Annotated in this window: 15 protein-coding genes and 1 tRNA gene; 10 read left to right on the top strand and 6 right to left on the bottom strand. The window is 45.8% G+C overall.

The window, feature by feature from the left end; all coding sequences use genetic code 11:
• The first annotated feature begins 89 nt into the window (after nt 1-89).
• The 3 genes from glpK (at nt 90) to hydG (ending at nt 3,777) form a co-directional block, all read left to right on the top strand.
• Nucleotides 90-1,577, top strand: coding sequence for a glycerol kinase GlpK (glpK, locus tag H8704_RS07285; protein ID WP_249297828.1), 1,488 nt, complete (start codon nt 90-92; stop codon nt 1,575-1,577).
• Nucleotides 1,578-2,010: 433 nt separating this feature from the next.
• The gene (locus H8704_RS07280) at nt 2,011-2,256 is read left to right on the top strand and encodes a TM1266 family iron-only hydrogenase system putative regulator (protein ID WP_022464981.1); all 246 of its coding nucleotides are present in this window, start codon (nt 2,011-2,013) and stop codon (nt 2,254-2,256) included.
• 93 nt (nt 2,257-2,349) lie between these two features.
• Nucleotides 2,350-3,777 carry a [FeFe] hydrogenase H-cluster radical SAM maturase HydG gene (hydG, locus tag H8704_RS07275; RefSeq protein WP_249297827.1) on the top strand — a complete coding sequence of 476 codons (1,428 nt, stop codon included), beginning with the start codon at nt 2,350-2,352 and terminating at the stop codon, nt 3,775-3,777.
• Nucleotides 3,778-3,981: 204 nt separating this feature from the next.
• On the opposite strand, the gene rfbD is transcribed toward hydG, so the two are convergent.
• From rfbD to H8704_RS07250, 5 genes are all read right to left on the bottom strand, one after another.
• A complete protein-coding gene (rfbD, locus tag H8704_RS07270) occupies nt 3,982-4,923 on the bottom strand; it encodes a dTDP-4-dehydrorhamnose reductase (RefSeq protein ID WP_249297826.1) in 942 nt (313 codons plus the stop codon).
• A gap of 15 nt (nt 4,924-4,938) precedes the next feature.
• On the bottom strand, nt 4,939-5,958 hold the full coding sequence (gene rfbB, locus H8704_RS07265) for a dTDP-glucose 4,6-dehydratase (RefSeq protein WP_022464978.1): 1,020 nt from the start codon (nt 5,956-5,958) through the stop codon (nt 4,939-4,941).
• Nucleotides 5,959-5,983: 25 nt separating this feature from the next.
• Entirely contained in the window at nt 5,984-6,880 is an 897-nt protein-coding gene (rfbA, locus tag H8704_RS07260; RefSeq protein WP_249297825.1) for a glucose-1-phosphate thymidylyltransferase RfbA, read from the bottom strand.
• Between the two features lie 225 nt (nt 6,881-7,105).
• Complete coding sequence (locus tag H8704_RS07255) at nt 7,106-9,496, bottom strand: glycoside hydrolase family 5 protein (RefSeq protein WP_249297824.1); 2,391 nt, start codon at nt 9,494-9,496, stop codon at nt 7,106-7,108.
• 49 nt (nt 9,497-9,545) lie between these two features.
• Nucleotides 9,546-10,727 (bottom strand): methyltransferase domain-containing protein, encoded by a 1,182-nt coding sequence (locus H8704_RS07250; protein WP_249297823.1) that lies wholly within the window; start codon nt 10,725-10,727, stop codon nt 9,546-9,548.
• Nucleotides 10,728-10,891: 164 nt separating this feature from the next.
• Here H8704_RS07250 and H8704_RS07245 point away from each other — a divergent pair.
• The 3 genes from H8704_RS07245 to H8704_RS07235 all read left to right on the top strand — a co-directional run bounded on the left by H8704_RS07245 (nt 10,892) and on the right by H8704_RS07235 (nt 14,039).
• Nucleotides 10,892-10,975, top strand: a tRNA-Leu gene (locus H8704_RS07245).
• Nucleotides 10,976-11,263: 288 nt separating this feature from the next.
• On the top strand, nt 11,264-12,712 hold the full coding sequence (locus tag H8704_RS07240; protein WP_249297822.1) for a glycoside hydrolase family 26 protein: 1,449 nt from the start codon (nt 11,264-11,266) through the stop codon (nt 12,710-12,712).
• A gap of 43 nt (nt 12,713-12,755) precedes the next feature.
• Complete coding sequence (locus tag H8704_RS07235; protein WP_249297821.1) at nt 12,756-14,039, top strand: hypothetical protein; 1,284 nt, start codon at nt 12,756-12,758, stop codon at nt 14,037-14,039.
• 15 nt (nt 14,040-14,054) lie between these two features.
• Here H8704_RS07235 and H8704_RS07230 read toward each other — a convergent pair whose 3' ends face one another.
• On the bottom strand, nt 14,055-14,438 hold the full coding sequence (locus H8704_RS07230; RefSeq protein ID WP_118689604.1) for a NusG domain II-containing protein: 384 nt from the start codon (nt 14,436-14,438) through the stop codon (nt 14,055-14,057).
• A 213-nt stretch (nt 14,439-14,651) separates the two neighbouring features.
• Between H8704_RS07230 and rpmG the strand changes: the two genes are divergently transcribed.
• The 4 genes from rpmG (at nt 14,652) to rplK (ending at nt 16,142) form a co-directional block, all read left to right on the top strand.
• Nucleotides 14,652-14,801 (top strand): 50S ribosomal protein L33, encoded by a 150-nt coding sequence (gene rpmG, locus H8704_RS07225; RefSeq protein WP_118559744.1) that lies wholly within the window; start codon nt 14,652-14,654, stop codon nt 14,799-14,801.
• A 27-nt stretch (nt 14,802-14,828) separates the two neighbouring features.
• Nucleotides 14,829-15,083: a preprotein translocase subunit SecE gene (gene secE / locus H8704_RS07220; protein ID WP_022464972.1), complete on the top strand. Its 255-nt coding sequence runs from the start codon at nt 14,829-14,831 to the stop codon at nt 15,081-15,083.
• A 13-nt stretch (nt 15,084-15,096) separates the two neighbouring features.
• Nucleotides 15,097-15,630 carry a transcription termination/antitermination protein NusG gene (gene nusG, locus H8704_RS07215; protein ID WP_022464971.1) on the top strand — a complete coding sequence of 178 codons (534 nt, stop codon included), beginning with the start codon at nt 15,097-15,099 and terminating at the stop codon, nt 15,628-15,630.
• An 86-nt stretch (nt 15,631-15,716) separates the two neighbouring features.
• The gene (rplK, locus tag H8704_RS07210; RefSeq protein WP_022464970.1) at nt 15,717-16,142 is read left to right on the top strand and encodes a 50S ribosomal protein L11; all 426 of its coding nucleotides are present in this window, start codon (nt 15,717-15,719) and stop codon (nt 16,140-16,142) included.
• The last annotated feature ends 29 nt before the right edge of the window (nt 16,143-16,171 follow it).

The raw sequence follows: 16,171 nt of genomic DNA, 5'->3' as shown, positions 1-16,171 counted from the left end.
TGCATATGAAATATTATGAGTACAGCGATAAGTTGCATGTGCGAAGTTTTGGTAAATCATTGAAAAATGCTATAAATGGGGGTAGTCATATGGGGTATATCATGGCTTTAGATGCAGGAACTACAAGTAATCGCTGCATTTTATTTGATGAAAAGGGAGAAATTGTCTCTGTGGCACAGAAGGAATTTACACAGATATTTCCTCAGCCGGGCTGGGTGGAGCAGGATGCCAGTGAGATCTGGTCCACCCAGCTTGGAGTGGCAGTGGAGGCAATGTCCAAAATAGGTGCTGCGGCACAGGATATTCAGGCAATCGGGATCGCGAATCAGAGAGAGACGACCATCGTCTGGGATAAAGAAACCGGAGAACCGGTTTATCATGCCATTGTATGGCAGTGCCGCAGAACGTCGGAATACTGCGATCAGTTGAAGGCAGAAGGCCTCACGGAGATGATCCGTCAGAAAACAGGTCTTGTGATCGATGCCTATTTCTCTGCTACGAAGCTGAAATGGATTCTGGATCATGTGCCGGGAGCCAGAGAACGGGCGCAAAGGGGAGAGCTGCTGTTTGGTACGGTAGACACATGGCTGATATGGAAGCTGACCAGAGGTAAGGTTCACGCTACGGATTATTCCAATGCTTCCCGGACTATGATGTACAATATCAATGATCTGTGCTGGGATCAGGAAATACTGCAGCGGCTTGACATTCCGGTATGTATGCTGCCGGAGGTGCGTCCTTCCAGCGGACTGTACGGAAAAACGGACACATCATTTCTGGGAGGAGAGATTCCTATTGCCGGAGTGGCGGGAGACCAGCAGGCGGCATTGTTTGGTCAGACCTGTTTTTCTCAGGGTGAGGCCAAAAATACATACGGGACAGGCTGCTTTTTACTGATGAATACAGGAGAGAGACCGGTATTTTCTACAAATGGTCTGGTAACGACGATTGCATGGGGGATTGATGAAAAGGTTTATTATGCGCTGGAGGGATCTATATTTATCGGAGGTGCTTCGGTACAGTGGCTGCGGGATGAACTGCGGCTGATCGATTCCGCGGAGGATTCCGAGTATATGGCCCGTAAGGTGCCGGATACCAGCGGCTGCTACGTCGTACCCGCATTTACGGGATTGGGAGCACCATACTGGAACCAGTATGCCAGAGGAACCATTGTGGGCCTGACCCGTGGCGTCAATAAATACCACATTATCCGTGCAACACTGGAAGCCATCACATATCAGGTCAGTGATGTGCTGCAGGCGATGGAAGCAGATTCCGGGATCACCCTGTCAGCCTTGAAGGTGGACGGAGGAGCCAGTGCCAACAACTTTTTGATGCAGACACAGGCTGATGTGATCCAGACGCCGGTCAACCGGCCGTTGTGTCTCGAAACCACGGCTCTGGGAGCGGCATATCTGGCGGGACTTGCTGCAGGATATTGGAAGGACTTTGAAGATATCCGTCAAAATGCCGGTGTCGGAGGCAGATTTATGCCGGAGATTTCCAAGGAAGAATGTGAACAAAAACTTGCCGGGTGGAAGCGGGCAGTGAAATGTGCCATAAGCTGGACTGATTAAGGAAGTCTGAGTTAATTTATTTTTGACATTCCAGACCTTAGATGATAAAATATTCTCATGTTCTGACACGAAGGGTTCGTCCCAACGCAAAGGCATGATATGTTTTGAAGGATTACGCAGGGGAAGTCTGCGGTTTGTTATTAGTACAATAAATATTGATTTTGTACCGGGAAACGTCTCATGTCATTTGGACATGGGACGTTTTTTCAGCGTATAGGAAAATGCTCGTAGCGTAGAGGGAAGCCAACGAGAATTGCGAAGCAATTCTTGGAGGGCAAAACGCTGGTTTTGCCCTTTTTCAGCGTATAGGGAAATGTTCGCAACGCGGTGAGGATTAAGGGTAAGATACGGTTTTTTTCTTTTTAGATGAAAGAGCAGAGACAAGACAGACGGTTCGTGGCAGGAAGTTATGGATGGAGGATGTAGGATTATTATGGATCGGAGAATTGCAATCCTTGGTATTATCGTCGAGGATATGGATCGTGTGGAACGGGTCAATGAACTGCTTCACGAGTACCGGGAGTACATTGTGGGCAGGATGGGGATGCCCTACCGGGAGCGTGGCGTTTCCGTGATCAGTGTTGTGATGGATGCGGATACCAATACGGTAAGTGCGCTGTCAGGTAAGCTGGGAATGACACCGGGGGTTAGTGCAAAGGCGGTATATTCCAAGACGTAGTATCCGTTGAAGATAAAATGATATTTGTAAGATACAGTGTCCGGAATATCGGACAGGTTAAAATAACAGTTATAAAAATATGGAGGAAAAATAATGAGTAGCTACAAGTATGATCCAAAGTCATTGAAGGCAGAGGAGTTTATTAACCATGAGGAGATCCTGGAGTCTCTTGATTATGCAAAGAAAAATAAGGACAATATTCCTTTGATGAAGGAAATCCTGGAAAAGGCAAAAAAGGCAAAGGGAATCAGCCACAAGGAGGCGGCAGTCCTGATGGAGTGTGATGATCCGGAGATCAATCGTCAGATCCGGGAGCTTGCGATGGAGATCAAGGAGAAATTTTATGGTCACCGTATTGTCATGTTTGCACCTCTTTATCTTTCTAACTATTGTGTGAATGGATGTACTTATTGCCCGTATCATCACAAAAATAAACATATTCCGAGAATCAAGCTGACCCAGGAACAGATCCGGGATGAGGTCATTGCTCTGCAGGATATGGGTCATAAGCGTCTGGCAATCGAATCAGGAGAAGATCCGGTGAACAATCCGCTGGAATATATTCTGGAAAGTATTGATACTATCTACAGTATTAAGCACAAAAACGGAGCGATCCGCCGTGTGAATGTCAACATTGCGGCCACGACAGTAGAGAATTATACCCGTCTGAAAAATGCTGGGATCGGTACTTATATTTTGTTCCAGGAAACCTACAACAAGGAGTCCTATGAGCAGCTCCATCCAACGGGACCAAAGCATGATTATGCATATCATACCGAGGCGATGGATCGTGCCATGGAGGGCGGTATTGATGATGTTGGTCTTGGTGTTCTTTTCGGTCTGGAGGGATACCGTTACGAGCTGGTAGGAATCCTGATGCATGCAGAGCATCTGGAGGCAGCGCAGGGAGTGGGACCTCATACCATCAGTGTTCCGCGTATCTGTCCGGCTGACGATATTGATACAGACGATTTCAGTAATGCCGTGCCGGATGAGATTTTTGAAAAGATCGTGGCGGTGATCCGTATTGCCGTGCCATATACCGGTATGATCATATCAACCAGAGAATCCCAGAGAACCAGAGAGCATGTCCTTCATCTGGGAATTTCACAGATCAGTGGCGGTTCCCGTACCAGTGTCGGTGGTTATACTGAGCCGGTTCGTGATGACAGCTCTGCACAGTTTGATGTCAGCGATACCCGTACATTGGACGAGGTGGTAAATTGGCTGATGAAGATGGGATATATTCCAAGCTTCTGTACTGCATGTTACCGTGCAGGAAGAACCGGAGACCGTTTTATGACGCTTCTGAAATCCGGGCAGATCGTAAACTGCTGTCAGCCAAATGCGCTGATGACCTTGAAAGAGTATTTGGAGGATTATGCATCTCCGGAGACAAAACAGATCGGTGAGGAGCTGATTGCCAGAGAGATCCGGAAGGTGCCAAACGAGAAGGTACGGGAAAGAGCCATCCAGTATCTGGAGGAGCTGAAGGAAGGAAAGAGAGATTTCCGGTTTTAAGCAAAAAGTAACAGTAAATATGTAAAAAGTATTTTCCCAATACATGAAAAATAAACCGTGGATAAGCTTGTTATGCAAATGCTTATCCACGGTTTGTGTTTTATATCGGATATATGTGAATATATTTCCAATATTTTATCTGCTTTGTGATTTTGTGATCAAAAAGGAAATTGCTACACAATGGATGTTATGGATTGCTCTTGATTAAAATTCAATCTCCTTCAGATAACGAGCAACCGCATCCTGCCAGGTTGGCAGAAGAGTAAATCCGTTTGCTGTGAGCTTGGACTTATCCAGACGGCTGTTAAAAGGTCTTGCCGCCTTTGATACGCCGTATTCCTCTGTGGTGACAGGAGAAACAGTGACGTGGTTTTCGTCATATTCGGTACGTCCCAGTGCTACAGCCTGACGGAAGATTTCTTTTGTGAAATCATACCAGCTGATATAGCCGCCTTCGTTGGTTGCATGATAGTAGCCGTATTTGTCTGTTTCGATCATATCCACCAGAAGTCTTGCCAGATCAAAGGTGTAGGTTGGAGTACCAATCTGGTCACTGACAACAGTGAGCTTGTCGTGTGTTTTTGCTACATTGAGCATGGTGCGGATAAAGTTTTTTCCGTTGGTTCCAAATACCCAGGCGATACGGACGATAAAATACTTGTCCAGAATTTCGGACACTGCCAGCTCACCATCCAGCTTGGAAGCACCATATACATTTAATGGTTTGTAGTCCTTGCAGTCCGGTTGCCATGGAGTGGTTCCCTGGCCGTCAAAGACGTAGTCGGTGCTGATATACATCATTTTGCAGTCCAGATCTTTGCAGACAGCGGCGATATTTTCTGTACCTGTTGCATTGACCGCATAAACCGTATCCTTTTTGTCCTCGTCCTCTGCGGCGTCAACGGCAGTCCAGGCAGCACAGTGAATGACAGCATCCGGATTGATCTTTAATAATGTTTCTGCGACAGAAGCACGATCGGTAATATCCATGGATACATAGTCTGCTGTGGTGACATAGGAGCCGTCTGCGATGCCGCTGTATTCCGGTGCAAGATCGCTGCCGATGCCTTCGTGGTCTCTTCCGGCAAGCTCGTTCATCACATCATGGCCTAATTGTCCGGCAACGCCGGTCACTAATATTTTCATAAGAATTAACCCCTCTTAGCGATTTCCATACATTTTCTCATAATAATTCTGATATTCGCCGGAAATGATAGTTTCCCACCACTCTTTATTGTCGAGATACCATTTGATGGTCTTCTTGATACCATCTGCAAATTTCGTCTCCGGAAGCCATCCCAGTTCATTGTGGATCTTGGTTGGATCGATCGCATAACGCATATCATGTCCCTTACGGTCAGATACATAAGTGATCAGGCTCTCCGGCTTACCAAGCTCTTTACAGATGATCTTTACGATGTCGATATTTGTCATTTCGTTGTGACCGCCGATGTTGTATACCTCACCAACACGTCCCTTGTGGATGATCAGGTCGATGGCCTTGCAGTGATCCTCCACATACAGCCAGTCGCGGACATTTTCGCCGGTACCATAGACTGGAAGCGGCTTATCATTCAGTGCATTTGCGATCATCAGAGGGATCAGCTTCTCCGGGAAGTGATATGGTCCGTAGTTGTTAGAGCAGCGGCTGATGGTAACAGGCAGTCCGTAGGTTCTGTGATATGCCAGTACCAAAAGGTCTGCACCGGCTTTGGATGAGCTGTATGGGCTGCTTGTATGGATCGGAGTCTCCTCCGTGAAGAACAGGTCCGGTCTGTCTAGTGGAAGATCACCATATACCTCGTCGGTAGATACCTGATGGTAACGGGTGATACCGTATTTACGGCATGCATCCATGAGTACGGCAGTTCCCATGATATTTGTCTGAAGGAATACCTCCGGAGTTTCAATAGAACGGTCTACATGGCTTTCGGCAGCGAAGTTTACAACGATGTCCGGATGTTCTTCCTCAAATAATTTATAAACTGCCTCACGGTCTGTAATGTCTTCCTTTACGAAACGGAAGTTCGGGTTGTCCATGACCGGTGCCAGTGTAGAAAGGTTTCCGGCATATGTCAGACAGTCAAGGCAGACAATGCGGTAGTCCGGGTACTTGTCCAGCATGTGAAATACAAAATTGCTTCCAATAAATCCGGCACCGCCGGTTACAATAATTGTCATAATTTTAATCTCCTTTCGTTGCTCCTTAGTGAAGCACATCCATATATTTTCCATCCAGAACGTCCATCAGGTACTGGCCGTACTGGTTCTTCTTCAAAGGCTCATATGCCTTCAGAACATCTTCCCTTGTAATCCAGTCATTCAGGTATGCGATCTCCTCCAGACATGCAATTTTGCGGTGCTGGTGTGATTCGATCGTCTTCACGAAATTGGTTGCCTCGACGAGACTCTCGTGTGTACCGGTATCAAGCCAGGTAAATCCCTGTCCCAGAAGTTCTACATTCAGGTCTCCGTTCTCCAGATAGACACGGTTCAGGTCGGTGATCTCCAGTTCGCCTCTGGCACTTGGCTTGAGATCCTTCGCATACTGTACCACGCGGTTATCATAGAAATAAAGACCTGTGACGCAGTAATTGCTCTTTGGCTTCTCCGGTTTCTCCTCAATGGAAACGGCTTTGCCATCCTGGTCAAACTCCACGATACCGAAACGTTCCGGATCATCTACATAGTAGCCAAATACAGTTGCTCCCCTGCCGGATTCTGCGTTTTCTACAGCGGCCTTCAGACGTTTTTTCAGTCCGTGGCCGGAGAAGATATTGTCTCCGAGAACCATAGCAACCGTATCATTACCGATGAATTCCTCTCCGATAATGAAAGCCTGTGCCAGCCCATCCGGGCTTGGCTGTACCTCATAGGTCAGCTCGATGCCAAAATGATGTCCATCTCCTAAAAGCTCCTTAAAACGAGGTGTGTCCTGTGGAGTAGAGATGATCAGAATTTCACGGATTCCTGCATTCATCAGTACGGCAAGAGGATAATAGATCATTGGCTTGTCGTAAATCGGCAGAAGCTGTTTGGACGTAACCATGGTTAACGGATAAAGTCTTGTGCCGGAACCACCGGCTAAGATAATACCTTTCATAGGAAATCTCCTTTCGTTGTTTTTCAGTTTTGTGATTTGTTACATTTGTGTAAGTCCCAATAGAAGTATGCGTTATTTTTTGTTTCTGGGTATAGTATAGAAGGTGACGTAACGTCACCTTCAAGCTTTTTTTATAAAATTGTCACATTGCTGTAAATTTCACCACGAAAAGAATCGATTCTTGTGAAAAGTGAATACGCTACCGCCCTTTTCGGAGGGGGAGGATTAGTTTTCCACGACTTCGATCGAAATGATTCCATTGAAATCAGAGCTGTTTGCCAGTGCAAAATACAGGTTCTGGGTTGATGTCATATCATTCAGCGGAATATTAATGGAAATGGTACTTCCGGAGGAAATGGTTTTTTCGGATATGACACCGGTGCCGTTGTCATAAAGATGATGCCAGTACTGGTTGCTGGTATCGACCTGGTTTGCCAGACGGAACAGGGCAGATCCGGAGCTCTCTTTGCAGGTCAGCTTTAAAACCGGATTTTTGAAGACGGACCAGTCAATGCCGGAGATGGTAAAGCAGCCCCCGTTTTTGGTGATAATAAATGTGGAGTTCGGATCACTCGCAGATGCACTGGAAGCATTCCAGTTACTGTTTGCAACGGTACCGGTCCAATGGTAACCAGCATCGGAAACGGAAGGCTTTACCAGCTTGGAATGATGTGCCTTTTCATTCATTTCTATATATAATGCTTTTTCTGCCTCGTTTGTCATGGTGAGGCTTCTGCGGTCAAAAACCTGACTGCAGTCCCAAAGGATCGGGCACATATTGTTTTCTAACGCAAATTCGCAGACACTACGAAAGAACAGATCACGTCCCTCTTTGCGGACAAAATTATTTTCGCTGATCTTTGTATCTGTTACACCATATTCTCCGATGATGACGGGGTAGCCCTTGTTTACGAAGAAGATGCGCATTTGTGACAGTTCACCCTGAAGTGCTTTGATGTCCTCATCGGTTCCCCAGCTTGCATCATATCCCCAGGAGTTTTTTGGATTATCTGCAATACAGTAGGGAGCAGGAGAATAATAATGAATGGAAACCATCAGATGGGAATCGATCGTATCCGTTGGCATTTTGTATCTCAGATCGCAGGTCTTTGAGATATCGGTATCGTATCCGGCGATCAGAAGGAAACGCCTGGCATTGTTGCCACCGGTCGAACGAACGATATCCACGAAGGTCTGGTTGATCTCGTTTGTCAGTTTATAAAGGGAATCCATGTCATCCTTTGCGTAATAACCGGAGCCTTTGTAATCATCGGTGCTGTTTAAACGAGTTCCCAATTCTTCGTTGGCGGACTCAAAGATCAGACGGTCGGAGTATTCCTGAAAACGATTGGCAATCTGAGTCCACATCGTTTTATATTTTGTCATGGCATCCTTGCGTTCCTGCTCCGTTTTGGAACCAAAGCGTGCCCACCAGCCGCTGTCAAAATGGATATTGATAATGACATACATATCTGCATTTAACGCATAGTTTAACACGGTTTCTACACGGTTAAAATACTTTTCGTTGATGGTGTAGGTTCCGTCGTCTGCCATCATGTTGCTCCATGCAACCGGAATACGAATGGAGTCAAAGCCGGCGGCCTTCATCCCATCTATCATTTTCTGCGTGGTGACAGGCTGTCCCCATGCGGTTTCGTAATTGGAAGTGCTGGAGGTGCCGATCCACGTACCACAGGATTCCAAAGTATTGCCGAGGTTTGTGCCGGCACCCATTTCCTTTACAATGTCATAGGCATCTATTCCGGTACGCATCACGCCATTATCGGAGGTCAAAATGCCATTGGCAGACAGATGTGGTCCCTGGGAAGAAGGAGACGGCGTACCTGGTGTATCCGGCGTGTCGGTAAATGACGGAGTTTTAGAAGTCTCCGGAGTTTTGACAGGCTTTGCCGTGTCAGCCGGAGCCTTGGAAGCCGCCGGAGTGTTGACAGGCTTTGCTGTGTCAGCCGGAGCCTTGGAAGCCGCCGGAGTGTTGTCAGGCTTTGCAGTATCAGCCGGAGCCTTGGAAGTATCCGGAGTATTGTCAGGCTTTGCAGTATCAGCCGGTGCGTCGGTATTATCCGGGGTGATAGAACCATCCGGACCTGCGGATGGTTTTTGCGTGACGTCCGGGGCATCCGTATGGACCGGAGTGCCGGAAGCGTTCGGTTTCATGGACGGAGAGCCCGGTTTTACAGAGGCGGCCGTACTTGCTGCAGGAGTGCCGGCAACGCCGGCAGCAGCGGAGGCTCCCGGTGTTGCCGTGGAGACAGTGCTTTCTGCCTCTTTCACTGTGATTTTACAGTTGAGCTTATATGTTTTTTTGTTTTTTAAGGTCACTTTACAGACCAGCTTTGTGTTTCCTTCGTTCAAAGCAGTTACGACCCCTTTTTTATTGACCCGTGCTATATTTTTCTTTTTGACGGTAAATTTGATCTTTTTGATCTGGGATGCTTTTTTGTTTTTGATGGCCAGTTTCTTTTTCTGGCCGACCCTCATGGTGAGTTTTTTCTTGTTCAGCTTTGGTTTTGTAAGTGCGTCTGCATGGAACGGAGCTGCGGTCAGAACCAGAGCTGCCGTCAGCAGACAGGAAATTGATTTGTAATTTTTTCTCATAAAGATCCTCTCTGTAAATGTGTGGTTGGTTGACAGTTACGTTTGTTTCTTACACCCGGCAGAGAAAAATGCCTGCATCCTTGGTAATGGTAAACCCTTTTTGTGTTTCTTTCTGGACAAAATTGCGGAAATCTTTGTACCGGTTCAGCAGATACTGGTTTTGATTTCCATGACACGACAGGATATAATCAATCAACGGTTCCGGTTCTTTCAGATAAATACTGTCCTCATAACGGGACAGATCCACCTGGGTAAAGTGGCGGTGAAGAAGCCCGGCACCATTGTCCAGCCCAAAACGCTCGTAAAGATTATCTGCGGCAAGCTGAATGTGGGGATCAAAGTCCTGCACCAGCTGACTGATCTCCTTCATATGAAGGGAGCCATATGTGCTGCAGATAAACAATCCGTCTTTTTTCAGAACACGCCGGATCTCCCGGCATACCTGGTCGATATCATCACAGTAAAATAAAACGTGGTTTGCGAATACCAGATCAAAGGAATGATCCTCACATGGAATATCCGCACAATCAATGGTCCGATAGGAAAATCGGATATCCCCTGCACCGATGGTTCTTCGCACATCCCGGAGCATGCCTTCGGATGTGTCGGAAAGCAGGATGGATATCTGCTCCGGCAGTTTGTCCAGATTTTCTGTCCAGAGAGCACCATTTCCACATCCCAGTTCCAGGATGTGCATATCGGACCGGATTTCGGCCTGTTGATAGATCCAGGGAAACCAGCCCTGTTTATTGACGGAATATTTCTGGTGCAGATTGATCCGTGCTGTGATATTGGTAGAATCCTGATACTGGCGTTTCAGGCTTGTTTCCATACCGGTCAGATGTATCAGACGGAGCATCTGGCTCCAATCCGGCTCGTGGTCTTTCGTGATGGCATCTGCGGTATCACGGATGGCAGTTTCTACCAGCTGCATCTGTTCAATCCGGTCCTGGATCAGCTTGTGCTGCTGCTCCAGAGAGTTTTTCATCATATGATAATCCGCTGTGTCCACAGTGATCTCCCGGATATCGTCCAGAGAAAATCCCAGAAATTTCAATAGAAGGATCTGCTGCAGTCTGGCCAGATCACGGTCACTGTAAAAGCGGGTCCCGTTTTCATTTACATAAGAAGGTTTTAAAATATTCTGCTTATCGTAATATCGGATGGTGCGCACCGATACTTCCGCCATTTTGGCGAATTGTCCGGAGGAATAATATCCCTCTTTTTTCATAAGAAATCCCTCCTTTTGCAATGATATATCCCTATTGTATCAGATAAAAAATTAGAATACTATAAAAAAACGTTAAAAAAATTGAAAAAAATCTATTGACAAATTAGAAATGAGATGATATTATGCTATATGTTCGCGGCACGAAAGTGAGGCGGACAACATATGCGGAAGTGCTGGAATTGGCAGACAGGCTAGACTAAGGATCTAGTGTTGGCAACGACGTGAGGGTTCAAGTCCCTTCTTCCGCATTGCGGATGAAAGAAGTCTTAGAGATAAGGCTTCTTTTTTTGTCCTTTCACCATACAAAAACATAGATTTTTTTATTAATGGATGATATAATTAATTTGGAAGATTTTAATAAAAAAATGGAAATGGCGTGAAAACCTTGATTTATCGGTTGCACAAAGACATTTCTTTTAATATAATATAAGAGATAATGGAGTTGTTTCATAAACTCCATTATTTGTATAATTTTTATGAAATTAAAAAATACAATCTGCCACCCGTGGCAGGTGTTAGAAAGGTACGGTATTATAATGAGCGATTTGAAAGCAAAGTCCCTTCATATGGGACCGGCACAGTGTGCTGTTGATCTGGGAGACGGTAGTGAGAGAGGAGAGTATGTCAATCAGGACTATATCCTGCAGAAGCTGGGCAGACCTCACAGAGCGATCAATCTGATGTACTGCTATTATCCAAATGATGAGGGGTGGCCGGGACGTGCCAGTGTAGTTCACGCAGATCCGTCGGTTCAGTTTGCATGGGATTTCCCATATGATGACTATTTTACATATAAGGGTGGTCTGAACGGGACCCGTGATGACGAGCCATTTACATGTATGCGCGATGTACGCCGCCACGGTCAGGATGTTCTTTTGACTATGACTATTGATCCAAAGGTTTCCGATGAGCATTTGAGAGCAATCGGTCAGGATCTTCGTACCTTTGGCCGTGTACAGCTTCGTATTAACCATGAGGCAACCGGTAACTGGTTCTCATTTAATAAGCGTGCCAGCTATGAGGAGGTTGCAGCATTCTTTGCTCACGCCAGTGAGATTATCCGTGAGGAGGCTCCAAATGTAAAGACGATTATCTGTCTGGATGGCTGCAAGAGTGTGGATGATGAGAAGATGGAGATGGAGGATATCTTTGCGGAGGCTTCCAGAGCAGCAGATATTGTATCTGTTGACCGTTATATGTCTCTTCACTGGGGATGGCCGTATGATGTGGCCGAGGAAGGGGGAGACACCTTCTCCCGCAGCAAGGTTGAGGATATCTATACATTAGCAAAGAAGAGCTATGAGCGTTATACCTTTGTCAATGGCGGAACCAAAAAGCCGATGGTGCTTTCCGAGTTTAATTCCGATGGTGATGTCACAGGACCATATGATCAGGCTGATATGTTGAAGTCCTTCTGCGAAATGCTTAAGGCTGATAAGGAGAAATGGCTTTCCGGATTCACTCTGTATCAGTTCCGTGACAGAGGACGTCTTGGTCTGGAGATTGAAGATCCAAACAACGCAGAGGTTGGTATTGAACAGCCGTTGATGGATACTTATCGTGAGATTATCCATGATGACTTTTTCCAGCCGTCTATGGAGACAGGAGAGGAGCTTGCACTTCCGGCAACCCTTCGCTGGGGTGGCTCAGAGGATGCAGACGGAGTTGCTGTTCCATTGCATTTTGACAGTGATCCGGTATTCTGCGAGGCATATTTTGATGAGGATACAGCAGATATGAACCTGATGCTGGAGCTGAATGGACAGTGGTTCTATAAGGCACCCGGCGTCAAATGTGTGGATATGATGAGCGCATTCTTCAAGAATCGCCTCGGTGGTGCAGCAGATATGGAGTTAAAGATTTTTGCACCGCCTGCCAGCGGAGAGAATGATCCTTCCCAGGGAGAGGACTGGCAGACAAATTACTATACGGAGTTAAAGGCACTGCCGACGATCCGTATCCGTTATGCACCAATTGCAAAATAGTAAATAGCTGCATATAAATATTATGAAAAGGAGAGTGGTTTGGATGGATTATAATGTTTACAATTACTTTGTTGGGAACTATGCACAAAAACCTGCAACCAAATACGATGCGCATAAGTCATCGGAACTGCGCTCCGTCATGAAAAATATTGTGAAGATGACGCAGTCTTCGCCAGTATATCTGGTCCGGTTGTCTCAGGCAAAGCAGGAATATGCCGTAAATATTAAAGAAGCAGCCATATCTTTGAGCAATACGCTTTCTATGCTGTCAGAGGATTCACAGGACAGCGTGTTTGCACAGAAAAAGGCTGTATCCTCTGATGAGGCCCAGATTGGAACCCGGATTGTCAGTGATGATTACAGCCGGCTTCCGGAGGATCCATTGATCCGGGTAAATCGTCTGGCGACTACACAGGTAAATGTCGGAAATGAGTATTATATGACGGGAAAAGGACTTTCTGCCGGAACATATCGTTTTCAGGTATCTGTCTGTGATGACAGCTATGATTTCCAGTATAATATACGCAAGGATGCTACGCACAGAGAGGTCATCGAGGGGCTGTGTGACTTTATCAATAAAGCACGGATCGGTCTGACAGCCACCCCGGTCTCCAGGAGTGCTGACAAGATCATGATGCGTATCGAGTCCAATATGACAGGATCGCCGGATGGAGGTAATCTTTTCTCCTTTATGGATCGTATTGGAGAAAACGGAGATGGCAGAGGCATTGTTTCTTATTATAATATGAACAATGTGGTATCCAGTCCATCCAGTGCATCCTTTGAGTGGAATGGGGAGACAAAAGAAACTTTAAGCAACACCTTTGTACTGGGAAGATCTCTGGAGGTATCTATGTATGCGCCGGGAGACCAGGCGGCACAGATATCCTATGTTCCGGACAGTGACAAGATCATTGAAGGAGTTTACGGCATTGTGAAGTCTTACAACAAGCTGGTGGAAAACACCAGTACATATCATAGTGAGACCGGGCAGAATTCAAAGCTGGTCAGGGAATATCAAAATTTATTAAAGCCTTATATGTCAGAGATGGAATCCTGTGGGATCGCTTTTGATGATACAGGCAGGATGAAGCTGGATGAATCACTGGCAGCGCAGGCGGCTCTGGGCGGCGATATGGAGAAGCTTGTGGGAAAGGATTCATCTTTAAACAGACGTCTTCTCAAGAAAAATGAACAGGTTAAACTGAATCCAATGGATTACATTGAAAAGAAGATTGTATCATATCCGGATTATGGCAGACCGCCAAAGGGATATGCTTACATCACATCATTATATAGTGGTATGCTTTTTAACTACTATTGTTAAATTGTTATGGGTTAATTATTTGGCAATTCCATCCAGATCCCTGTCGGAAGCATTGGCAGTTACTTTCACGATCACCTTGTGAGGGAGACAGACAAGACTTTCCCCGTTGTGTTGAATGGAGACCTGATGAACACATAACTTATCCGGGCAGTCAGCCTCTGTGATGGAGGCCTGCCCGTTTTTTATGCACAGCGTGTTGGTACCGCCGCGTCCGGGGATATCAATTGTGGTATCGGTGGAAAGAGGCAGTGTGCGCCAGAGATCTCCGTCAATGGTGATCGTTACCGTGTTTCCCGCTGTACGGTGAAAAAGCTGGTATCCCAGAGGAATCAAAAGTCCGATCACCAGCAGGAGGATCAGAAGCAGAAGGTCATTTTTTATGGACAGGCGTTTTTTCATAATGGATCACCTCATTTATATTTCGTTCTCTGTAATAAGATACTTCCATCATAATGGATTCTTTCTATATAGGCAACCGCAGATTTTCGTTGCAAAAATAATAGCATTCCCCTCTTGACGAAAGACATGTACTTTGATATAATAAGCGGGCGATGTAACAGGTCTTTTTTTTATGTCTTTTTTTAACAAAATAATATGGAGGTGAATAGTGTCGTGAGAGTAAAGATTACTTTAGCATGTACAGAATGCAAGCAGCGTAACTACGATACCACGAAGGAGAAGAGAAACCATCCTGACAGAATGGAAACCAAGAAGTATTGCAGATTCTGTAGAAGACACACATTACACAAGGAGACAAAATAGTCTCGTAGCATGAAAGGAATGTGAGATATGGGAGATTCTGAGATCAAAGAGGAAATCAAAGAGCAGAACGAACCACAGAAGAAAGCAGAAAATGCTGCAAAGAAAAAAGGTGTTTTTCAGAATATGAAAGCCGAATTCAAACGTATCGTTTGGCCGGACAAAAACACAGTAGTGAAGGAGTCCACAGCAGTTATTGTCGTTACAATTATTCTGGCAGTTCTTATCGCATTATTAGACTTTGTGATTAAGACCGGCCTGGATAAAATTCTTCAGATAGGATAAGGGTGATTGACGTATGGCAGATCGTATGGCAGATAAAGAGCCGCATTGGTATGTGGCACATACCTACTCCGGATACGAGAAAAAGGTAAAAATGGATATCGAAAAAACCATAGAGAATCGTAACCTGCAGGATCAGATTCTTGAGGTTTCCATCCCGATGTTGAATGTGACTGAGGGGGAGGAGGATGACTCAAAGGTTGTCCAGAAAAAGATGTTTCCGGCTTACGTGCTGATCAATATGTATTTAAATGATGATACATGGTACGTTGTTCGGAATACCCGCGGTGTGACAGGATTTGTCGGACCGGGATCCAAACCGGTTCCACTGACAGAAGCTGAAATGGCAAGCATGGGACTGAAGGCTGATGCTCCGGCATGTGAGTTCAGCATTGGTGATTCCGTAGTTGTGAAATCCGGTGTCTGGGAAGATACGACAGGAATTGTTCGCCAGATCAATCACGAGGACCGTATGGTCACGATCAACATCGATATGTTTGGACGTGAAACACCGGTTGAAATTAGTTTCAACGATGTGGAGATCGTCTGAAAAGTCATCTGTTTCACAGATGCCGCACAAAAGAGTGTGATTTTCGGCGCAGATGCGTCATGGAAAATATATAGGAGGTAAAGAAAATGGCTAAGAAAGTCGAAGGATATATTAAATTGCAGATTCCTGCCGGAAAGGCAACTCCAGCACCGCCTGTTGGACCAGCCCTTGGACAGCATGGAGTTAATATCGTACAGTTTACAAAGGAGTTCAATGCGAAGACAGCAAATCAGGGAGATCTGATCATCCCTGTTGTTATCACTGTATATCAGGATAAGAGCTTCAGCTTTATTACAAAGACTCCTCCGGCAGCTGTACTGATCAAGAAGGCTTGCAAGATTCAGTCCGGTTCTGGTGTACCTAACAAGACAAAGGTTGCAACCATTACCAAGGCTCAGGTACAGGAAATTGCAGAGACCAAGATGCCTGACTTGAATGCAGCTTCTTTAGAGGCAGCAATGAGCATGATCGCCGGTACTTGCCGTAGCATGGGCGTTGTTGTAGAGGACTAATAAATAACTCAATGTAAAAATACAGATTC

Origin of the sequence: Jutongia huaianensis, from assembly GCF_014384985.1 — a bacterium.
In the GTDB taxonomy this organism is placed as follows: domain Bacteria; phylum Bacillota; class Clostridia; order Lachnospirales; family Lachnospiraceae; genus Jutongia; species Jutongia huaianensis.
This window is presented reverse-complemented; position numbering and strand designations above follow the sequence as displayed.

Coding starts and splice junctions, on each gene's coding strand:
- glpK (WP_249297828.1), top strand. CDS start 90: ATGGGGTATATCATGGCTTTAGATGCAGGAACTACAAGTAATCGCTGC.
- H8704_RS07280 (WP_022464981.1), top strand. CDS start 2,011: ATGGATCGGAGAATTGCAATCCTTGGTATTATCGTCGAGGATATGGAT.
- hydG (WP_249297827.1), top strand. CDS start 2,350: ATGAGTAGCTACAAGTATGATCCAAAGTCATTGAAGGCAGAGGAGTTT.
- rfbD (WP_249297826.1), bottom strand. CDS start 4,923: ATGAAAATATTAGTGACCGGCGTTGCCGGACAATTAGGCCATGATGTG.
- rfbB (WP_022464978.1), bottom strand. CDS start 5,958: ATGACAATTATTGTAACCGGCGGTGCCGGATTTATTGGAAGCAATTTT.
- rfbA (WP_249297825.1), bottom strand. CDS start 6,880: ATGAAAGGTATTATCTTAGCCGGTGGTTCCGGCACAAGACTTTATCCG.
- H8704_RS07255 (WP_249297824.1), bottom strand. CDS start 9,496: ATGAGAAAAAATTACAAATCAATTTCCTGTCTGCTGACGGCAGCTCTG.
- H8704_RS07250 (WP_249297823.1), bottom strand. CDS start 10,727: ATGAAAAAAGAGGGATATTATTCCTCCGGACAATTCGCCAAAATGGCG.
- H8704_RS07240 (WP_249297822.1), top strand. CDS start 11,264: ATGAGCGATTTGAAAGCAAAGTCCCTTCATATGGGACCGGCACAGTGT.
- H8704_RS07235 (WP_249297821.1), top strand. CDS start 12,756: ATGGATTATAATGTTTACAATTACTTTGTTGGGAACTATGCACAAAAA.
- H8704_RS07230 (WP_118689604.1), bottom strand. CDS start 14,438: ATGAAAAAACGCCTGTCCATAAAAAATGACCTTCTGCTTCTGATCCTC.
- secE (WP_022464972.1), top strand. CDS start 14,829: ATGGGAGATTCTGAGATCAAAGAGGAAATCAAAGAGCAGAACGAACCA.
- nusG (WP_022464971.1), top strand. CDS start 15,097: ATGGCAGATCGTATGGCAGATAAAGAGCCGCATTGGTATGTGGCACAT.
- rplK (WP_022464970.1), top strand. CDS start 15,717: ATGGCTAAGAAAGTCGAAGGATATATTAAATTGCAGATTCCTGCCGGA.